Origin of the sequence: Vibrio sp. 1641, from assembly GCF_033339995.1 — a bacterium.
Classification (GTDB): domain Bacteria; phylum Pseudomonadota; class Gammaproteobacteria; order Enterobacterales; family Vibrionaceae; genus Vibrio; species Vibrio alginolyticus.
Genome location: NZ_JAWOVP010000001.1, coordinates 365896 through 382254 on the forward strand (window position 1 = coordinate 365896; position 16359 = coordinate 382254).

General features: G+C 43.5%; 13 protein-coding genes. 12 read left to right on the forward strand and 1 reads right to left on the reverse strand.

Features of this window, described 5'->3' with window-relative positions; genetic code table 11:
* Positions 1–145: 145 nt before the first annotated feature.
* Both R7Z47_RS01685 and R7Z47_RS01690 read left to right on the forward strand, forming a co-directional pair.
* The gene (locus R7Z47_RS01685) at positions 146–877 is read left to right on the forward strand and encodes a response regulator transcription factor (protein ID WP_167415869.1); all 732 of its coding nucleotides are present in this window, start codon (positions 146–148) and stop codon (positions 875–877) included.
* A gap of 116 nt (positions 878–993) precedes the next feature.
* Complete coding sequence (locus R7Z47_RS01690; protein WP_167415870.1) at positions 994–2367, forward strand: sensor histidine kinase; 1374 nt, start codon at positions 994–996, stop codon at positions 2365–2367.
* A 27-nt stretch (positions 2368–2394) separates the two neighbouring features.
* Here the strand turns inward: R7Z47_RS01690 and R7Z47_RS01695 are convergent, their stop codons facing one another.
* On the reverse strand, positions 2395–2910 hold the full coding sequence (locus R7Z47_RS01695) for a superoxide dismutase family protein (RefSeq protein ID WP_005375091.1): 516 nt from the start codon (positions 2908–2910) through the stop codon (positions 2395–2397).
* 541 nt (positions 2911–3451) lie between these two features.
* On the opposite strand from R7Z47_RS01695, the gene R7Z47_RS01700 reads away from it, so the two are divergent.
* The 10 genes from R7Z47_RS01700 (at position 3452) to R7Z47_RS01745 (ending at position 16304) form a co-directional block, all read left to right on the forward strand.
* Positions 3452–4861: an aminotransferase class V-fold PLP-dependent enzyme gene (locus tag R7Z47_RS01700; RefSeq protein ID WP_005375092.1), complete on the forward strand. Its 1410-nt coding sequence runs from the start codon at positions 3452–3454 to the stop codon at positions 4859–4861.
* A gap of 62 nt (positions 4862–4923) precedes the next feature.
* Positions 4924–5856, forward strand: a complete 933-nt coding sequence (locus tag R7Z47_RS01705; RefSeq protein ID WP_005375093.1) for a transporter substrate-binding domain-containing protein — start codon at positions 4924–4926, stop codon at positions 5854–5856.
* Positions 5853–8183, forward strand: a complete 2331-nt coding sequence (locus tag R7Z47_RS01710) for a putative bifunctional diguanylate cyclase/phosphodiesterase (RefSeq protein ID WP_005375094.1) — start codon at positions 5853–5855, stop codon at positions 8181–8183. Before R7Z47_RS01705 ends, R7Z47_RS01710 begins: the two co-directional genes overlap by 4 nt.
* A 212-nt stretch (positions 8184–8395) precedes the next feature.
* A complete protein-coding gene (locus R7Z47_RS01715; RefSeq protein ID WP_005375095.1) occupies positions 8396–9589 on the forward strand; it encodes a glycine C-acetyltransferase in 1194 nt (397 codons plus the stop codon).
* A gap of 44 nt (positions 9590–9633) precedes the next feature.
* Entirely contained in the window at positions 9634–10665 is a 1032-nt protein-coding gene (gene tdh / locus R7Z47_RS01720) for an L-threonine 3-dehydrogenase (RefSeq protein WP_005383983.1), read from the forward strand.
* 389 nt (positions 10666–11054) lie between these two features.
* A complete protein-coding gene (locus R7Z47_RS01725; protein WP_005375099.1) occupies positions 11055–11600 on the forward strand; it encodes a spore coat U domain-containing protein in 546 nt (181 codons plus the stop codon).
* A 39-nt stretch (positions 11601–11639) separates the two neighbouring features.
* Entirely contained in the window at positions 11640–12137 is a 498-nt protein-coding gene (locus tag R7Z47_RS01730; RefSeq protein ID WP_017820521.1) for a spore coat U domain-containing protein, read from the forward strand.
* Positions 12138–12157: 20 nt separating this feature from the next.
* Positions 12158–12913, forward strand: a complete 756-nt coding sequence (locus R7Z47_RS01735) for a molecular chaperone (protein ID WP_154204008.1) — start codon at positions 12158–12160, stop codon at positions 12911–12913.
* Positions 12913–15339: a fimbria/pilus outer membrane usher protein gene (locus R7Z47_RS01740; protein ID WP_411913048.1), complete on the forward strand. Its 2427-nt coding sequence runs from the start codon at positions 12913–12915 to the stop codon at positions 15337–15339. The genes R7Z47_RS01735 and R7Z47_RS01740 overlap by 1 nt, the downstream gene beginning before the upstream one ends.
* Positions 15336–16304 carry a spore coat U domain-containing protein gene (locus tag R7Z47_RS01745; protein WP_154204007.1) on the forward strand — a complete coding sequence of 323 codons (969 nt, stop codon included), beginning with the start codon at positions 15336–15338 and terminating at the stop codon, positions 16302–16304. The genes R7Z47_RS01740 and R7Z47_RS01745 overlap by 4 nt, the downstream gene beginning before the upstream one ends.
* The last annotated feature ends 55 nt before the right edge of the window (positions 16305–16359 follow it).

Below are 16359 nucleotides of genomic sequence, written 5' to 3' on the forward strand. Positions count from 1 at the left end.
ACAGGCTCCGATGACGTCTCCTTTCCAAAGCGCTTGTAGCCGAGCGCTTTATCCCTCATGGCGTCATCGGAACCTTTTTTGAAAGAATTTCTAATTTGTTCCGGTCATGTGCAAAGTGAGGATACTCGAAGGCAAGGAAAGGACCATGGAACAACAGGCAATCAATTTAGTCGCGAACATCTTGTTGGTGGAAGATGACAATGATTTGGCAGAACTGGTTCAGATGCATCTCAAGTTTCAAGGACACCAAGTATCGCGAGCCACAAATGTCGCCGATGCTAAAACGCAATACCAGCAACAACCCTTTGATTTATTGATCCTTGACCGAGGTTTACCAGATGGTGATGGTCTAGACATTTGCCATTATTTGCGTCAGCAACAAGATTGGAGCCCAGTGCTCATGCTGACAGCCAGAGACGGTGAAATGGACAAGGTTGACGGTTTAGAAGCGGGCGTTGATGACTACATCACTAAGCCATTTAGCGTATTAGAATTCCAAGCACGAGTGCGAAACGTGTTACGCAGAGTCAGCCAAACCGCAGAAGCCAAAGTAGTAGATGAAGTCCTCGACGATGCGATGGATTTTGGTCCGCTGAGAATCATTCCGGAGTTGCACCAAGTATCCCTAAACGACAAGGATGTCACTCTTACCGCGACAGAGTTTACTTTGCTGCAGTTTCTCGCGACTCGCCCGGGCAGAGTCTACAGTAAAGATGAATTGCTCGATCACGTATGGAACACCAGTCATTCTGGTTATCACCACACGGTGTGTAGCACCATAAACCGTTTACGTAGCAAGTTGTCGTTGTCTGATTCTGATCATCACTTCATTCAAACCGTGTGGGGTGTTGGATATAAGTTTCAACCAAGACACTAATGCAAGAAAGTAAGTCAAAACATCAAGCCAAGACAGTAAGTCGGCAGTTGTTTTCACCGTCATTTTTCAATCATCACGGGTGTTTCAAAAACACCGCTGTTTAAGGAGGCGATAGGATGAGCTTCAAATCTCGCTTGGTAGTATTTACTAGCTTGTGGTTTTGCCTCGCGGCGGTGGTGATTGCACTGACTTACAATTGGCAAAAAGAAACCATTGAGTTACGCACTAAGCAAAGCCTGCATAAAGAGCTAGCTAGCCATATGCGTGACGATAATCCGCTGATGATCGGGACGGATTACAACCCTAAAGCACTTAAGTCGATTTTTCACACGCTCATGCTGATCGGCCCTGATTTTGAAATCTACTTCCTTGATAGCCAAGGCAACATCACCACTCATGCAGCACCGGAAGGGGCGGAGATCATGGGGAAGGTGGATCTCAATCCCATTAAGCAATTCTTAAATGACCAGCCTTTTCCTATTTTGGGTGAAGACCCACGTAATCGTGGCGAGCACAAAGTCTTTTCTGTCGCTGCGATAGAAGAATTAGGCTCTACGATCGGTTATCTCTACGTGGTGATTGGCAGTACCCGACATGACGCCATTGCCAATGCTCAAGTCGATACTCCTTACATCGCGCTGGCAGGATTGGTCTTAGTGTCCATTTTAGGCTTTGCCCTCGGGGCTTATGTGCTGGTCAAACGTAGTCTATTGAATCCGATTGAACGTGTGACCAAGCAACTTCAACAACAAGCTGAACATGATTTCCGCCTGCAACCTGATTTTACTCACCAAGTGCCAGAACTCGTGCCGATTGCTCACTCTTATCAGATGATGGCGAAGCACATTCAGCAGCAATTTTTACAGTTGGAGTATCAATCGTCTCATCGTCGTCAAAGCTTGTTGCAGCTCAGTCACGATTTAAAAACGCCGTTATCGAGTGTGCTTGGCTATTTGGAAACATGGCGTTTGCAACATCCTGAATCCGATCCTTTGATTGACGTTGCTTTTCGAAATTGTGAGAAGCTCTCAACTCAATTGCACTCTCTATTAGACGCAGCGCGTAAAGAAGCTCCAATGCCAAACTACGAGTACCGCCCCGTGGATCTTGGCACGTTGATGGCAGAATGTGCCGAAACGATGCAGAGCCAGTTTTCTCGTAAAGAAGTGGTGTTGAAAGTGGATATCGATAGCGAAATCCAAACCGTGGGTGATAAGGGGCTATTGGAGCGGTTGGTGCTTAACTTACTTGAAAATGCTTTACGCCACAGCCCAATTGGTTCGGAAGTGCATTGCCAAGCGCATTTGAGTGAGGATAAGTCGCGTATCCACTTTACCTTCGTTAATCATATCGAGGAAGAAGCGGAGGGCGGTTCTTTGGGGATTGGGACGAAGATTGTCCAATCGATCTTAATGCTTCACCACAGCTACCTTGAGACCAATGCAACATCCTCTCAATATCAACAGAAGTTCACACTTCTCGCAATCTAAAGAGAAGTGTGAGACATAAGTTAATGTTTATTCAATAACACCACATACGACGCGAGCGCCGCCACCACCTAGCTTACTTGGGTGATCGGAGTGATTGTCACCACCTGCATGGATCATTAACGCTCGACCTTTTAAATCCGATAATTTTAGGCGAGGCGCGACAACGGGCTGATTGGCATTGCCGTCCATGTCCACATAGAGTGGAGGCAAGTCGCCTAAATGATTGTCATCGGTCCAAGGATAGCCATGCTTCCCTGTGTTGTTAGGATCATAATGGCCACCTGCTGCGCCGCCTAATACGGTTTTGTCATCCTTTTCTATGCTATCGCAAGATGGATTAGTGTGAACATGGAAACCGTGCACACCTGCTGACAAACCTGATAATTGAGGCGTAAAAACAACGCCATAATCACTTTGTGAAATCTCAATGGTACCAGCGCTCTCATTGGTGTTGAGAGCAGTCATTTCTACCGTTTTTGCTAGCGCGTTAGGGGCGGCGACAAGAGCGGATGCAACTGAAATGCATAGCAATCCTTTTAACATGGGACCTCCTTCTTTTAGGGTGTACGCTCAAGCACATATTAGTGAAAACCTGTTTTACTTATGTCTGTTGAGCGGTGAGTTTATGTCATAGAGTGATGTGTATCACTTTATGGTCTTAAACTGATATCTCGATCCGAAATCAGCTTTCTTTTATTTAGTCTTAACATGTTGAGATCGTTAAGATATAAAAAGAATAGACGCCAATCTTAAAATAGCCTGAATATTTTTAAATTAACGCAAAGTTAAATTTTTAATGACTTTATAACAAAGCTCATAATTGTTTTATAAAGAATTTGGTGGAATTGTCCGCAATAAAGAATAATCAAATTAACGAATATATTAATGTGAACATTGTTGTTTATAGATTTGTGGTCAAACTGTTGCTTATATCATCAAATAAGATAAAAAATTGGAACTAAAGTCACTTAATGGCAGAGGAAAAAATTAAACTCTGATTGTAATGGGTAATAATGTTTTAGTAACAGATAGTTACGCACTTAAAATTAATAATATGGCTAATTTCCGACAAGGATTGAAAAAGATGAAAGACAAGGAATCTATTCAGACTAATAGCAGCCGCCGTAATTTTCTGAAAGGCGCAACAGGAGCTGTTGTTGCTGGTGTGAGTGCTTCCGCTTTCTCAGGCGTAGCTCAAGCACGAGAACAGAAAATTGATTGGAGCAGCCGCGGGCTAGGTAGAAAACACGATAAGCGCTTCTGGCGTAAAGTGCGAAGACAGTTCGTTTTGGATAAACGAACCACTTACATGAACATTGGTACAACAGGTTCAATGCCAAAACATGTTCTTGAAGATTACGAGCATAACAACAAGCTGGTGGCTAAATACCCTTGGGATATGAAAGGCAAATTTGGCTCTTGGCCGTATGTTTCTGAGATGGTTAAAGACGTCGCACCAGGTTTTGGTGCTAACCCAGAAGAGATCATTCTCAGCCGCAACACTACTGATGGCTTATGCTCGATCATTAATGGCTTACACTTTGAACCAGGTGATGTGATTCTAACGACACACCATGAACATATTGCTGCAACATCACCTATGAACGTAGCGAAACATCGTTTTGGTGTGGATGTGGTAGAAATTCAACTACCAGTATTTACTGGTACCGAAAACGTTTCTGAGCAAGATTACATTCAAGCGTTCCGAGACGCGCTTGATGCGAATCAAAACGTTCGCCTAATTGTTTTCTCTCATATCACATACAAAACAGGAACCGCGCTACCAGCAAAAGCCATTTGTGCTTTAGCAAAAGAGTATGGTGTACCTACTCTTGTTGATGGCGCGCATACGGTCGGTATGTTTGACCTTGATTTCCACGATATGGATTGTGATTTCTATGCAGGATCTGGTCATAAGTGGCAGTGTGGTCCGGGCGCGACGGGTATTCTGTATGTTCGTGATAACGGTAACCGTTTGAATGAGTATTGGAGTGACCGAGAGAACCCGTTATGGTTGATCAACTCCTCACTTTCTCATGCTGATTACCTGGGTAAACAGCTGCAAATGCAATACATTGGTAACGATAACTATCCTGCGAAACAAGCACTAGTTGATAGTTGCAAAATGTGGGATGAGATTGGTCGAGACCGTATCGAAGAGCGAGTTGTAAGCCTTGGTAGTTTATGTAAAACCTTGCTTCAAGAGTACTTACCACAAGCCAAAATGTATTCACCAAACGTGGAAGGCTTAACCAGTGGCTTAACGACGGTTAACCCGTTCTCCGATGTAACTAATGAAGAGATACTGACGGAATTCCGAGATCGTTTACGTGAAGAGTATGGTTACATCATCCGTACGACTAGCTTTAAGCTGCATAAGGATGATGACTTTGATACTTACGCGCTGCGTATCTCTACGCATTTGTTCCATGACGAACAAGATGTGGAAGGGCTCGTAGTGGCGATGACGAATTTGTATTACTCGTCGTTCTAACATCGTTGTTTATCACTCAAGCGCCCATTATTGGGCGCTTTGTGAAAGGTAAGGATATTATTATGTCAGTCATAACATTCAAAAGAACTTTAGCGACGGTGGCGCTCATGGTTACCTCTGTTGCGTCGTCTGCCGCTTGGTCAGACGATTTACAACAAATCCGTGAACGCGGTGTACTGCGTCATATTGGTGTCCCGTACGCTAACTTTGTCTCCTATATTGAACAAGGTGAAGTGGAAACTTTGACTGGCTTGGATGTAGAGATAATAAAAGGTTTTGCCAAGTCGTTAGGTGTTCAGTACCAGTATGTTCCAGCACAGTGGAGCGACGTGGTTGGTAAGTTGACAGGGCAAAATGTGCAATATCACAACAAGCAGGCTGTTGTCGGAGAAAGTGTTCCAATTGAAGGCGATTTGATCGCAAATGGCGTTACTATTCTTGATTGGCGCTCTGAGGTTGTCGATTTTTCACAAGATTATTTTCCTTCAGGTGTATGGTTGGTTTCCAGATCCGACTCTAGTCTGAGCCCGATTAAACCAAGTGGGTCGGTCGATGAAGATGTTAAAAACGTCAAGCAGCTGATCGATGGTCGCGAAGTGTTAGCTTTAGAACATTCTTGCTTGGATCCTAACCTTTATGACTTATATGACACAGGTGCAAAAGTTATATTACCTGATGGGGCGCGTCTCCTTAATGAGATGGTTCCAGCGATAATGAAAAATGATGCGGAAAGCACATTATTAGATGTTGCGGATACGCTAATTGCCCTCGAAAAATGGCCGGGTGAAATAAAAGTCATTGGCCCTATATCTGAAAATCAAAAAATGGCTGTTGCATTCCGTAAAAATTCCCCTGAATTACGCAAAGCATTTGATCGTTATTTAGACTCGATAAAAAAAGACGGATCATACGAAAAACTAGTAAAAAAATACTATCCATCTATTTACTACTTTTATAACGATTACTTTATAGAAGATAAAAAGAAAGTCCGATGAATAAGGCCGTTAAAAAATTTTCCAGTAAAAGATTTATTACAATAAGCGCAATATTAGTTTCAATTTACTTAGCTATGCTTATTACTGTGACTAGCGTAGGTCAAAATAAATTAAAAGAATCTCAATACAGAGAACTAGATTTAAAAGTAAAAAGTTATGCAAGCACACTCGATAATTTATTTACCATAGCGAGTGAAGATGTTGATAATCTAGCTACAGATAAAACAATACAAACATTCTTTGGTAATTTAGCTTCTGGCATGTCAATGGAGTATGGGTTAGGTGCCAGTTTAATTAATTTAAAGCGTCGCTTCGATGAGAAGATAGACAGTAAGCTAATTAATAGCAGCCAAATCTATAAAAAGCTCACGCTGGTCGGCAGTGATGGAGTCACCATTGTCACCACTGGATCTGAAAACCTTGCCGAGCACAAAATGGACATACAAACCTTAATGACTCAACACGGGCATCCCGAAGAGGTTTGTGCGACGCGATACAATGATGACGTTCGCATTCAAGTCATTAAGCAAGTTAAGTTCTCCGGAAAGCCTGTTGCCTTTTTAATTGCCGATCTTAATAAGAATATTGTTATTGACCAACTTACTAACCAAGAACACGAAGATAGTTATAGCCGAATGGTGCTAAAAATAAAAGACGTGGAAATGGTTGTATGGGATACCATAAATAAAACACCTTCTCACAATAAGGATGAGAACTATTTCGTTTCTGAGGCTGTAGACGGAAAAATTTACTTTGAAGTGCCTGTGGATAAACACCACTTCAAATTGATGGCGTGGTTCGAGCCTTTGAGTGAACGAGATATATTTACATCACGGCTCTTTATTATTGGTTTGAGTATTCTGGCCGTTATGATCGTCATTGCTTTATGTTATGCATTCATCACGAACAATAATAGGATTGAATTGAAAATTAAGCTTGAGGAAGAAAAAAAGCGTAAAGATATTCTTTCTCAACAGAATAAAAAATTAACGAACGAAATTGAACGTCGAAAAGCGTCTGAAAAAGAACTCGCCTTCCAAGCTAAATATGACACATTAACCAATTTACCTAATCGTAGTTATGGTTCCGAGCGATTGGCTTTGGAGTTAATTAGGGCATCGCGTAGTGGGTCTAAAGTTTTGGTGATGTTCATCGACTTAGACCACTTTAAGCAGATTAACGATTCAATGGGACACTTTGTTGGGGATGAAATCCTTAAACTCAGTGCTCAGCGACTGTATCAAGTCGCAAGAAAAACAGACTTATTGGCGAGAATTGGTGGGGATGAGTTTTTACTCGTCATCCCAGACTTGCCTGATAATGATACTGCAAAGCGAGTTGCTTCAAGTGTGCTTTCGGCGTTTAACGATCCGTTTGTTTGGAACAACCATGAATTCTTCTTGAGTAGCAGCGTTGGAATGTCTGTGTTCCCGGATGACGGAGACAACGCTGAGCAGCTTCTTGCATGTGCAGATATGGCAATGTATCGGGCGAAACAAGATGGGCGTGATGGCTTTTGTTTTTATAACCATAATATGAACCAAGACTTGCAACGCTACTTAGATCTGGAAAATCGTCTGAGAAGTGCGATCTCCAATCAGTTGTTAGAGCTGTATTATCAGCCAATTATTGAGCTGAGTAGTGGTAAAATCGTAGGGGCAGAAGCGCTAATGCGTTGGAATGATGACAAGTACGGATTCGTAAACCCTGAAGAGTTTATCTCTATTGCAGAGAAAAATGGTTTAATTCATCAAATTGGTGAGTTTGCTATTCAACAAGCGTGTCGACAAGCGGCACAATGGCAGAGTCTGACTCCGTTGTTTGTTTCTGTAAACTTTTCTAGTGTTCAATTTAGGTACTGCGAGCGCTTACTTACGTTTATTAAACACAGCCTTGAGGAGTCTGGTCTTCCGTCAGATAAGTTCGATATTGAAGTGACAGAAAGTCTCCTCTTCAATCACGATTCTGAGCTATTAGACATGCTTAATAACTTACGAGCGTTAGGCACCAAACTTACTATTGATGATTTTGGTACTGGTTATTCTGCGCTGAGTTACTTGCAGAAGTTTCCGTTCGACCGCTTAAAGATTGATCGTAGCTTTATGCAAAATATGTTCGAGAACGACTCAGACCGCGAGCTTGTGAACGTAATCATAGCAATGGCAAAAGCGCTGGATCTTAAGATCGTCGCAGAAGGCATCGAAGAACAGCGTCATGTGGATTACCTGAAAAACCTAAACTGTGAGTTCGGACAAGGTTTCCACTATAGCCGACCATTACCTGCTAAGGACTTTGAAGCACTTTTGGCTAAGCCTACCTGGCTATAATTCCTTTTATAACAACCTCATAGAAAAGCATTAATTGAATTTGTGCCTAGGATTCATTAATGCTTTTCCACCTTAAGGTATAATCCTTCCTCCTTCCTTGAATTACACTACAATTAATTGATGAGTGATAGCCCGTGACGCCCGTCACATAAAGGCTAAGCCTAATTCTAAACGAGTAAATACTCGCCAAAATAACTAGGAAGGAATTTCAAATGTCTTCTGCATTCTACCAACAGATTCAGCAGCAAATCGAAGAAGTAAAGGCGGAAGGCCTTTACAAATCAGAGCGTGTCATCACGTCTCAACAGCAAGCGGCTGTTAAAATCTCTACTGGTGAAGAAGTACTAAACTTCTGTGCGAACAACTACCTTGGTCTTGCTAACCACCCGGCACTTATCGAAGCGGGTAAAGCAGGCATGGACGAGCACGGCTTTGGTATGGCTTCAGTACGTTTTATCTGTGGTACGCAAGACATCCACAAAGAGCTTGAGCAGAAGCTTTCTAAGTTCCTAGGTAAAGAAGATACGATTCTTTACACATCATGTTTCGACGCAAACGCGGGCCTATTTGAAACTATTCTAGGCAAAGAAGACGCAATCATCTCTGACGCTTTAAACCACGCGTCAATCATCGACGGTGTTCGTCTATGTAAAGCAATGCGTTTCCGCTACTCAAACAACAACATGGAAGAGCTAGAGCAACAACTGATCGCTGCGAAAGAAGCAGGTGCTCGCCACATTCTTATCGTAACGGACGGTGTGTTCTCAATGGACGGCGTAGTAGCAAACCTTCCGGCTATCTGTGACCTAGCAGAGAAGTACGGCGCGTTGACTATGGTTGATGACTCTCACGCTGTTGGCTTCATGGGCAAAACAGGTGCAGGTACGCACGAGCACCACAACGTAGTTGACCGTATCGACATCATCACTGGTACGCTAGGCAAAGCAATGGGCGGCGCTTCAGGCGGTTACACATCTGGTAAAGCGGAAGTGATTGACTGGCTACGTCAGCGTTCTCGTCCATACCTATTCTCTAACTCTGTTGCACCAGCAATCGTAAGCGCTTCTATCCGCGTTCTAGATCTACTAGAAGAGAGCGGTGACCTACGTGATCGTCTATGGGAAAACGCAGCACACTTCCGTACTCGTATGGAAGACGCTGGTTTCACAATGGGTGGTGCTGACCACGCAATCATTCCGATCATGCTTGGTGACGCAAAAGTAGCAGCAGAATTCGCAGAGCGTGCGCTGGAGAAAGGCATCTACGTAATCGGCTTCTCATTCCCTGTAGTACCAAAAGGTCAAGCACGTATCCGTACTCAAATGTCTGCGGCGCACTCTCGCGAGCAGCTAGACCGTGCAATCGACGCGTTTATCCAAGTTGGTAAGGACATGGGTCTTATTTAAGATTCTAGGCCTTAGACAATAGGGCCTTTAATTAAGGTTACATTATGAAAATTAAAGCATTATCAAAGCTAAAGCCTGAAGAAGGCATCTGGATGACTGAGGTTGATAAACCAGAAGTTGGCCATAACGACATTCTGATCAAAATTAAGAAAACCGCTATCTGTGGTACAGACGTACACATCTACAACTGGGACGAATGGTCACAAAAGACAATTCCAGTGCCTATGGTTGTTGGTCACGAATACGTGGGTGAAGTGGTTGCGATTGGTCAGGAAGTTCGTGGCTTTGAAATCGGTGACCGCGTATCTGGCGAAGGTCACATCACGTGTGGTCACTGTCGTAACTGTCGTGGCGGCCGTACTCACCTATGTCGCAACACGATTGGTGTGGGCGTTAACCGTGAAGGTGCATTCGCTGAATACCTAGTGATCCCAGCGTTCAACGCGTTCAAGATCCCTGAAGGCATCTCTGACGATCTAGCGTCTATCTTTGACCCGTTTGGTAACGCAGTACACACAGCACTTTCTTTCGACCTAGTAGGCGAAGACGTGCTTATCACAGGTGCTGGCCCAATCGGTATCATGGCAGCAGCGGTTGCTAAACACGTTGGTGCTCGCCACGTAGTGATCACAGACGTGAACGAATACCGTCTAGAACTTGCTCGTAAGATGGGTGTAACACGCGCAGTAAACGTGGCTGAAGAGAAGCTAGAAGACGTAATGGCTGAGCTAGGCATGACAGAAGGCTTCGACGTTGGTCTAGAAATGTCTGGTAACCCAGCAGCATTCAACTCAATGCTAACCACAATGAACCACGGTGGTCGCATTGCACTACTAGGTATTCCACCGTCAGACATGGGTATCGACTGGAACCAAGTTATCTTCAAAGGCTTGGTGATCAAAGGTATCTACGGTCGCGAAATGTTCGAAACTTGGTACAAGATGGCTTCACTGATCCAATCTGGTCTGGATCTATCGCCAATCATCACGCACCACTACAAGATTGATGACTTCCAAGAAGGCTTCGATGTAATGCGCAGCGGTATGTCAGGCAAAGTTATTCTTGATTGGGAATAACTTATTCAAGTAAGAAATGCGCTCCTTTTTGGGGCGCATTTTTGTTTCATGAAGATTCTTGTTTCGGGAAGAAATGGTCGCCAATCTTTTCTAAACTTCTCGTGTCGTTCTGCTACTTTTTTTAGATTTTTTCCACTCAACTTCACCCTACCTTCTAACTCATTGTCGATTCTGTATTTGGAACAAGATAATAACCATTTGTTTTTAGTGGTTATTTTTTAGCATTACATGCTTAAAAATCGTCACTTTTAAGTTTAATATTTTTATTTGCTGTTCGTCTTTATCCTTATCCTGCTTCTTTTTATTGTTTTACATTTCATATGCATTTGGTTTGTCATAATTGAGCTATAACTAATAAAAAGGTTACCGATATACAGTGGAATGTAAAAATGGAGCTTTATATGAAAAGATTTTATCTGATGATGCCTCTGCTCTTAACCTCATTTAGTTGGCAAGCGAGTGGAGCGTCAGTGAGCGGTACGATTGATGTTTCAATTAACCTTGTACAAGGTTGTGTGATTAATGGAAACAATGCGGTAGATGCAGCTTCTGGCGTTGGCTTTGGCTCACTCGCCTTTGGAGACGTGCCTGCAATCTTCAGTGAACAAGATGGTGTGGTAAATGGTGGTAGTGCGACGGGTATTGAAGTGCTTTGTAGTAACGGTGTGACACCGACGTTTACATTGGGCACCGGATTGTATGATGCAAGTGCGACCGTTGGTACCTACGCGATGTCAAATGGCGCGCAATTTATTGATTATACGTTGTTTACCGACTCAGACCGAAGCACACAAATTATACAAGGCGGGACGGTAGCTCTGTCTGAATTTACTAGTGCAACATCGCAAACTATTGAGCTTTTTGCGAAAGCTTACGGTACGAGCAGCATTGCCGGTACATACTCCGATACCATCAGTGTGACGCTAAGCTGGTAAAACGTGACGCTGGTTGTTAGGGGCTTTTCACTTGTCGCGATGAGTTTGTGCTCTTTAACTGTGCTGGCTGATGCGACACAAACTTTTCAGGTGTCTGCCACCGTAGATACAGGTTGTTTGATTAACGGCGCAGTACAAGAAGAAAGCGCAACCCAAGCCGGGCAAATAGGCACGTTAGATTTTGGTGAGCATTCTTCAGTTTACGCGACGGAAGTACAAGGCAGCATCACTTACAGTTCATCACTCACATTAAGTTGTACTCCGGGTATTACGATGAATGTTTCCGTAAATGGCGGGATGAATGCATCGGATGGTGTACGTAAGCTAAAGCACAGTGAAGAAGCGACAACGGTAGATTACTTTTTGTTCCAGGATCTAAATTACACGCAGGTGCTTGATATTGACACGCAATATTCCGTCGATACTGACCAAGACCCAGATAATATTCAGTTTCCTATCTGGGCAAAGGCGACAATAAATGGGAATGAAATGGCTGGAATTTATATGGATACGCTTACGCTGACATTAGAGTGGTAAGTGAACTTTGGAGGGGTGAAATGGAATTCATACTCAAAAAACTATTATTAATAACCTTCCTTTTTGTTTTTTTCTCAAATGCCAACGCTAACTCATTATTAATTTGGCCGATTTACCCCAAAATATCAGAGGAGAGTAATGCAACATCACTTTGGATGGTAAATAAAGGCAGTGTTGATTCTTATTTACAGGTGAGAATTTTTAAGTGGGAACAAAACGAAGGAGAAGATAGTTATTCAAGTCAAAGCCAGTTAATTGCAACTCCTCCGTTTGTCAAAATTGAACCAGGTGAAAAGCAGTTAATCCGCATCATCAACCAAGATGAGGCCTCTGCGGGTAAGGAGTATGCATACCGAGTGATCATAGATGAATTACCGCCAACTCAAAACCCTCAAACAGAATTGACGGAAAATGAACTCGCTGTAAAAGTCCGAATGCGTTACTCGATACCTTTGTTTATTTACGGGAAAGGGCTGACTGATACTCAAAAACCAAACCGTGACAGTGAATTATGGGATGATTTACAGGCACAGTTTATTAAGAAAAATAATCAGAGTTTTGTTCACATTAAAAATTCAGGAAAACACCATGTTCGCTTAGTGAATTTACAATTGAACCTACCAAATAAAGATCCTGTCGTTATTTCCGATGGACTAGCTGGCTATATTCTTCCTGAACAGTATAAGGTTTGGTCTATTCCCCATAGTAATGTCAGACCTATGAGTTTGAGCGCGAATATTGGAGGTAAACGTTACCAAATACCATTGAAGCAATAATGAATAGATTTAATACAATGAATGCTTTCTTTTGGTTGATATTACTTAGCGTAACGTGGAGCAGTATTGGTCTTTGTGCAAATTCAGCAAACCACTTCTCTGAGCTACCGAGTCCTGAAAATTTCTCATTAGAAAAGTTTGAGAATATTAGCCTCAATCTGGAGTTGGTGATCAATCAAAGAGCAACCGGGCTTGTTGCGAAAGTTGAGCGAGTTGGCGATCAGTTCTTTTTGCTCCGGGAGGACCTCATTTCAGTTGGGGTTACCGCCAAGTCGTTGCCTGGAACTGAAGAGAGACTTGAGGTTACGTCTATCCCAGGAGTTAACGTGCGTTACTTGCAATCGTCATTGCAACTTACAATTGACGTACCGCCTAATTGGTTACCGATGCAGAGCTTATCAGCGCAGGATATGGGGCGATTTTCCCCGGCTCAGTTTGGGCGTGGTGGCCTGCTTAACTACAACGTATTTGGTGTGTACGAGAACGAAAGCCGACAAAAGGAGGTTTCTATAAATCATGAAGTCAGAGCCTTTTCTGAGTTTGGCGTTTTTTCTACTACCGGGATATTTAAATCTAACTTTCATCGCGATGTTCAGTCCCAGCAAAGCAGCCAGTACACTCGTTTTGATACGAGTTACGAGTACGTCAATCAAGAGAAGCGAATTCGTATGGAGGTAGGGGACTATATTGTTCGCCCTTTATCTTGGAGCCAACCAGTAAGACTGGCGGGTATTCAGTTATCACATGATTTCTCTATGCGTCCGGATGTCGTGACGACGCCGTTACCTGCATTTTACGGTGAAGTCACAGCGCCCACTACGTTAGATTTGTTTATCAATGGCTTTAAAACTGACTCAATGAATGTTGGTCCCGGTCCTTTCATTATTAACGATATTCCAATGCTCTCTGGTGCTGGGGAAGCAACGGTAATTGCAACGGATGCTCAGGGTAAGCAAACGGTCATGACCAGCCCATTTTTTCTCTCTTCCGATCTACTCAAGACCGGATTTACATCTTACAGTGCGAGTATTGGTGCGATCAGAGAAAATTTCGGTAATGCATCTAACGACTATGGAGACGGTGGCGTGGTTACCGCTCTGCGTCATGGCATGACTGATTGGTTAACATTAGAAGCTCAAGCTGAAGCAAAAGATGACCTGATCGTTGCGAGGCTGGGCTTTGTCACCAATGCTTTCAACTTAGGTACGGTGGATGCCTCGTTTCGTGTGAGTAATTTTCAGGATCAATCTACCTCATATGCGCTAGGTTATAGTTATCAGTCTCGGCTGTTTAGCTTCGCTGCTCGAACTCAAGTAGAACAAGCCGACTTTTATACCTTATCTCATTTACCAAATTACGAAATGCTCGATGAAGGCAAGGACGCTTCACTCGCGTCGCGCCATCTATCACAAATCAATATGGGAGTCCGTTTGGGAGATTGGGGCTCACTTTCTGGTGGGTACTTTGATATTCAACAATCCGACTCAGATTCACGTACCCTAAATCTTACTTATAGCTACGCTCTGCCTTTTAATATCAATATGTCCCTTTCTTACAACCATAGTATTGGTGGTCAGAGTGTTACGTTGGCTCAATTCTCTCCACCTTTCAGTTCTTTGGGGGGAAGTTCGGGGCTAACGCTGAAAAGAGAGGACGATGGCGATGTGCGAGGGCGAGTGGGTTACAGCCGCCTTGCGCCAATACGAGGTGGATGGGGCGTCAATTTAGCGCATGATATTAACGAACACCCAGAAAACCGTAAACAGGCTGATTTGACCTACCGTGCGTCATGGGCGCAGTTCAGAGCGGGGTTAAATGGCACCAGTGGCGACTATGATTATTTTGCGGAAATGGCAGGTTCGGTCTCTACGTTGGATGGAGAAATATTCCCAGCGAATGAAGTGTATGACAGCTTCGCTGTGGTGAGCACCAGTGGTTTTGAAGGTATTCCGGTTAAATATGAAAATCAAATTGTCGGAGTGACAGATGATGAAGGTTACTTACTTGTTCCTTGGGCTACGGCGTATTACACCGCCAAATATGAAATCGATCCACTTAATTTACCTGCCAATGCTGCGTTTTCCGCAACAGAGCAGTTTGCTTCGATACATTCGGGCTACGGCTACCTGTTAGAGTTCCCAATAGAGCTACAAATTGCACTGAGCATGACGGTGGTAGACGAAAATCATTTGTTCCTTCCGATTGGTACATATGGCCGCTCAGAAACGGGCTTAACAAGCCAAATTGGTTGGGATGGTTTTACGTACTTTGAAGGCGTTGACCCAGGCCGCTATATTCAGTTTTATCCTCAAGGACAGTCGCCATGTAAAGTGTTTATTGAGGGGTTGTATCAGCGTGACAGTCAAAAAATACAAACATTGCCTGAGCAGGTTTGTATCAAAGCCGAAGAAGAGACCGCACTATGATTTTGCGCAGCTGGTTTGCTAGCCTACTTCTCTTTTTCTCGTGCTCGACAATGGCTTGTCAGCTCACGGCGGCAGCACCTTTAATCTTGTTTGGCAATGTTTCTTCGTTTACTGTTGCAAGCTCTCAGCAGCAAAGCTCAGCTCAGCCTCATGCGGGGATTACGTGTGACTTTTCTACACTTGTGTCTTTGTTAAGTGGCGACTACGTATCAGCAACGTTTAACAGTATAAATAATGGTTTGCTATTAAATGAGGATGATCCGAGTTCGGAGCTCAGCTATCAGATTTTTGGCGATCCAGGTCTTTCACAAGAGTATGTATTCGGCCAAACTTACAATTTTTTTGAAATCGGGTTACTCGATTTACTCGGGTTGTTTGGCACTCAAGCCGAGTTTCCGCTCTATGCTCGGACGGGAGTGGGTAGTAATCTTTCCGCTGGGACTTACAAAGACCAAATCACCGTATCCTGGATTTGGGATTACTGTAAGGGTATCGGGGTTCTAGGGGTATGCATTGGCCGCGCCAATGGCAGCGCTCAAAGCGTGATTACGGTTGAGTTGGAAGTGACCCCTGATTGTATGATCACGGCGCCAGATATTGATTTTGGTTCGTCCCCATTAGTGGCCGGTTTTGAGCCAGTCAGTCAGGTTATATCGTTAACTTGTACCAAGAATAGTTCCTTCTCCATTGGCTTGAATGATGGCCTAAATGCGTCCGGCGGTCAGCGGCGAATGATTTCTAGTGGTCACTATTTGGAGTATGAAATCTATAAGTCATCATCGATGGATCGCTGGGGAGGAACCAGTTCTGAACGTCGTGAACACAGTGACGTCGATACTGGCGGCTCTATTCCTGATGGTATCACTCCACAGAATTATAATTATCGCGCGCAGATACTAACCAGCCAAACGACCCCTCCTGCAGGTACTTACACCGACTCAATAATCGTTGACGTTCAATTTTGAGCATCATGTCAATTACATCATTAGAGGCTTCTATTCCAAAAATCTTTTGTAATCA

Bases quoted from the DNA above. Each gene is read 5' to 3' on its own strand.
- R7Z47_RS01685 (WP_167415869.1), top strand. From the start codon at position 146: ATGGAACAACAGGCAATCAATTTAGTCGCGAACATCTTGTTGGTGGAA.
- R7Z47_RS01690 (WP_167415870.1), top strand. From the start codon at position 994: ATGAGCTTCAAATCTCGCTTGGTAGTATTTACTAGCTTGTGGTTTTGC.
- R7Z47_RS01695 (WP_005375091.1), bottom strand. From the start codon at position 2,910: ATGTTAAAAGGATTGCTATGCATTTCAGTTGCATCCGCTCTTGTCGCC.
- R7Z47_RS01700 (WP_005375092.1), top strand. From the start codon at position 3,452: ATGAAAGACAAGGAATCTATTCAGACTAATAGCAGCCGCCGTAATTTT.
- R7Z47_RS01705 (WP_005375093.1), top strand. From the start codon at position 4,924: ATGTCAGTCATAACATTCAAAAGAACTTTAGCGACGGTGGCGCTCATG.
- R7Z47_RS01710 (WP_005375094.1), top strand. From the start codon at position 5,853: ATGAATAAGGCCGTTAAAAAATTTTCCAGTAAAAGATTTATTACAATA.
- R7Z47_RS01715 (WP_005375095.1), top strand. From the start codon at position 8,396: ATGTCTTCTGCATTCTACCAACAGATTCAGCAGCAAATCGAAGAAGTA.
- tdh (WP_005383983.1), top strand. From the start codon at position 9,634: ATGAAAATTAAAGCATTATCAAAGCTAAAGCCTGAAGAAGGCATCTGG.
- R7Z47_RS01725 (WP_005375099.1), top strand. From the start codon at position 11,055: ATGGAGCTTTATATGAAAAGATTTTATCTGATGATGCCTCTGCTCTTA.
- R7Z47_RS01730 (WP_017820521.1), top strand. From the start codon at position 11,640: ATGAGTTTGTGCTCTTTAACTGTGCTGGCTGATGCGACACAAACTTTT.
- R7Z47_RS01735 (WP_154204008.1), top strand. From the start codon at position 12,158: ATGGAATTCATACTCAAAAAACTATTATTAATAACCTTCCTTTTTGTT.
- R7Z47_RS01740 (WP_411913048.1), top strand. From the start codon at position 12,913: ATGAATAGATTTAATACAATGAATGCTTTCTTTTGGTTGATATTACTT.
- R7Z47_RS01745 (WP_154204007.1), top strand. From the start codon at position 15,336: ATGATTTTGCGCAGCTGGTTTGCTAGCCTACTTCTCTTTTTCTCGTGC.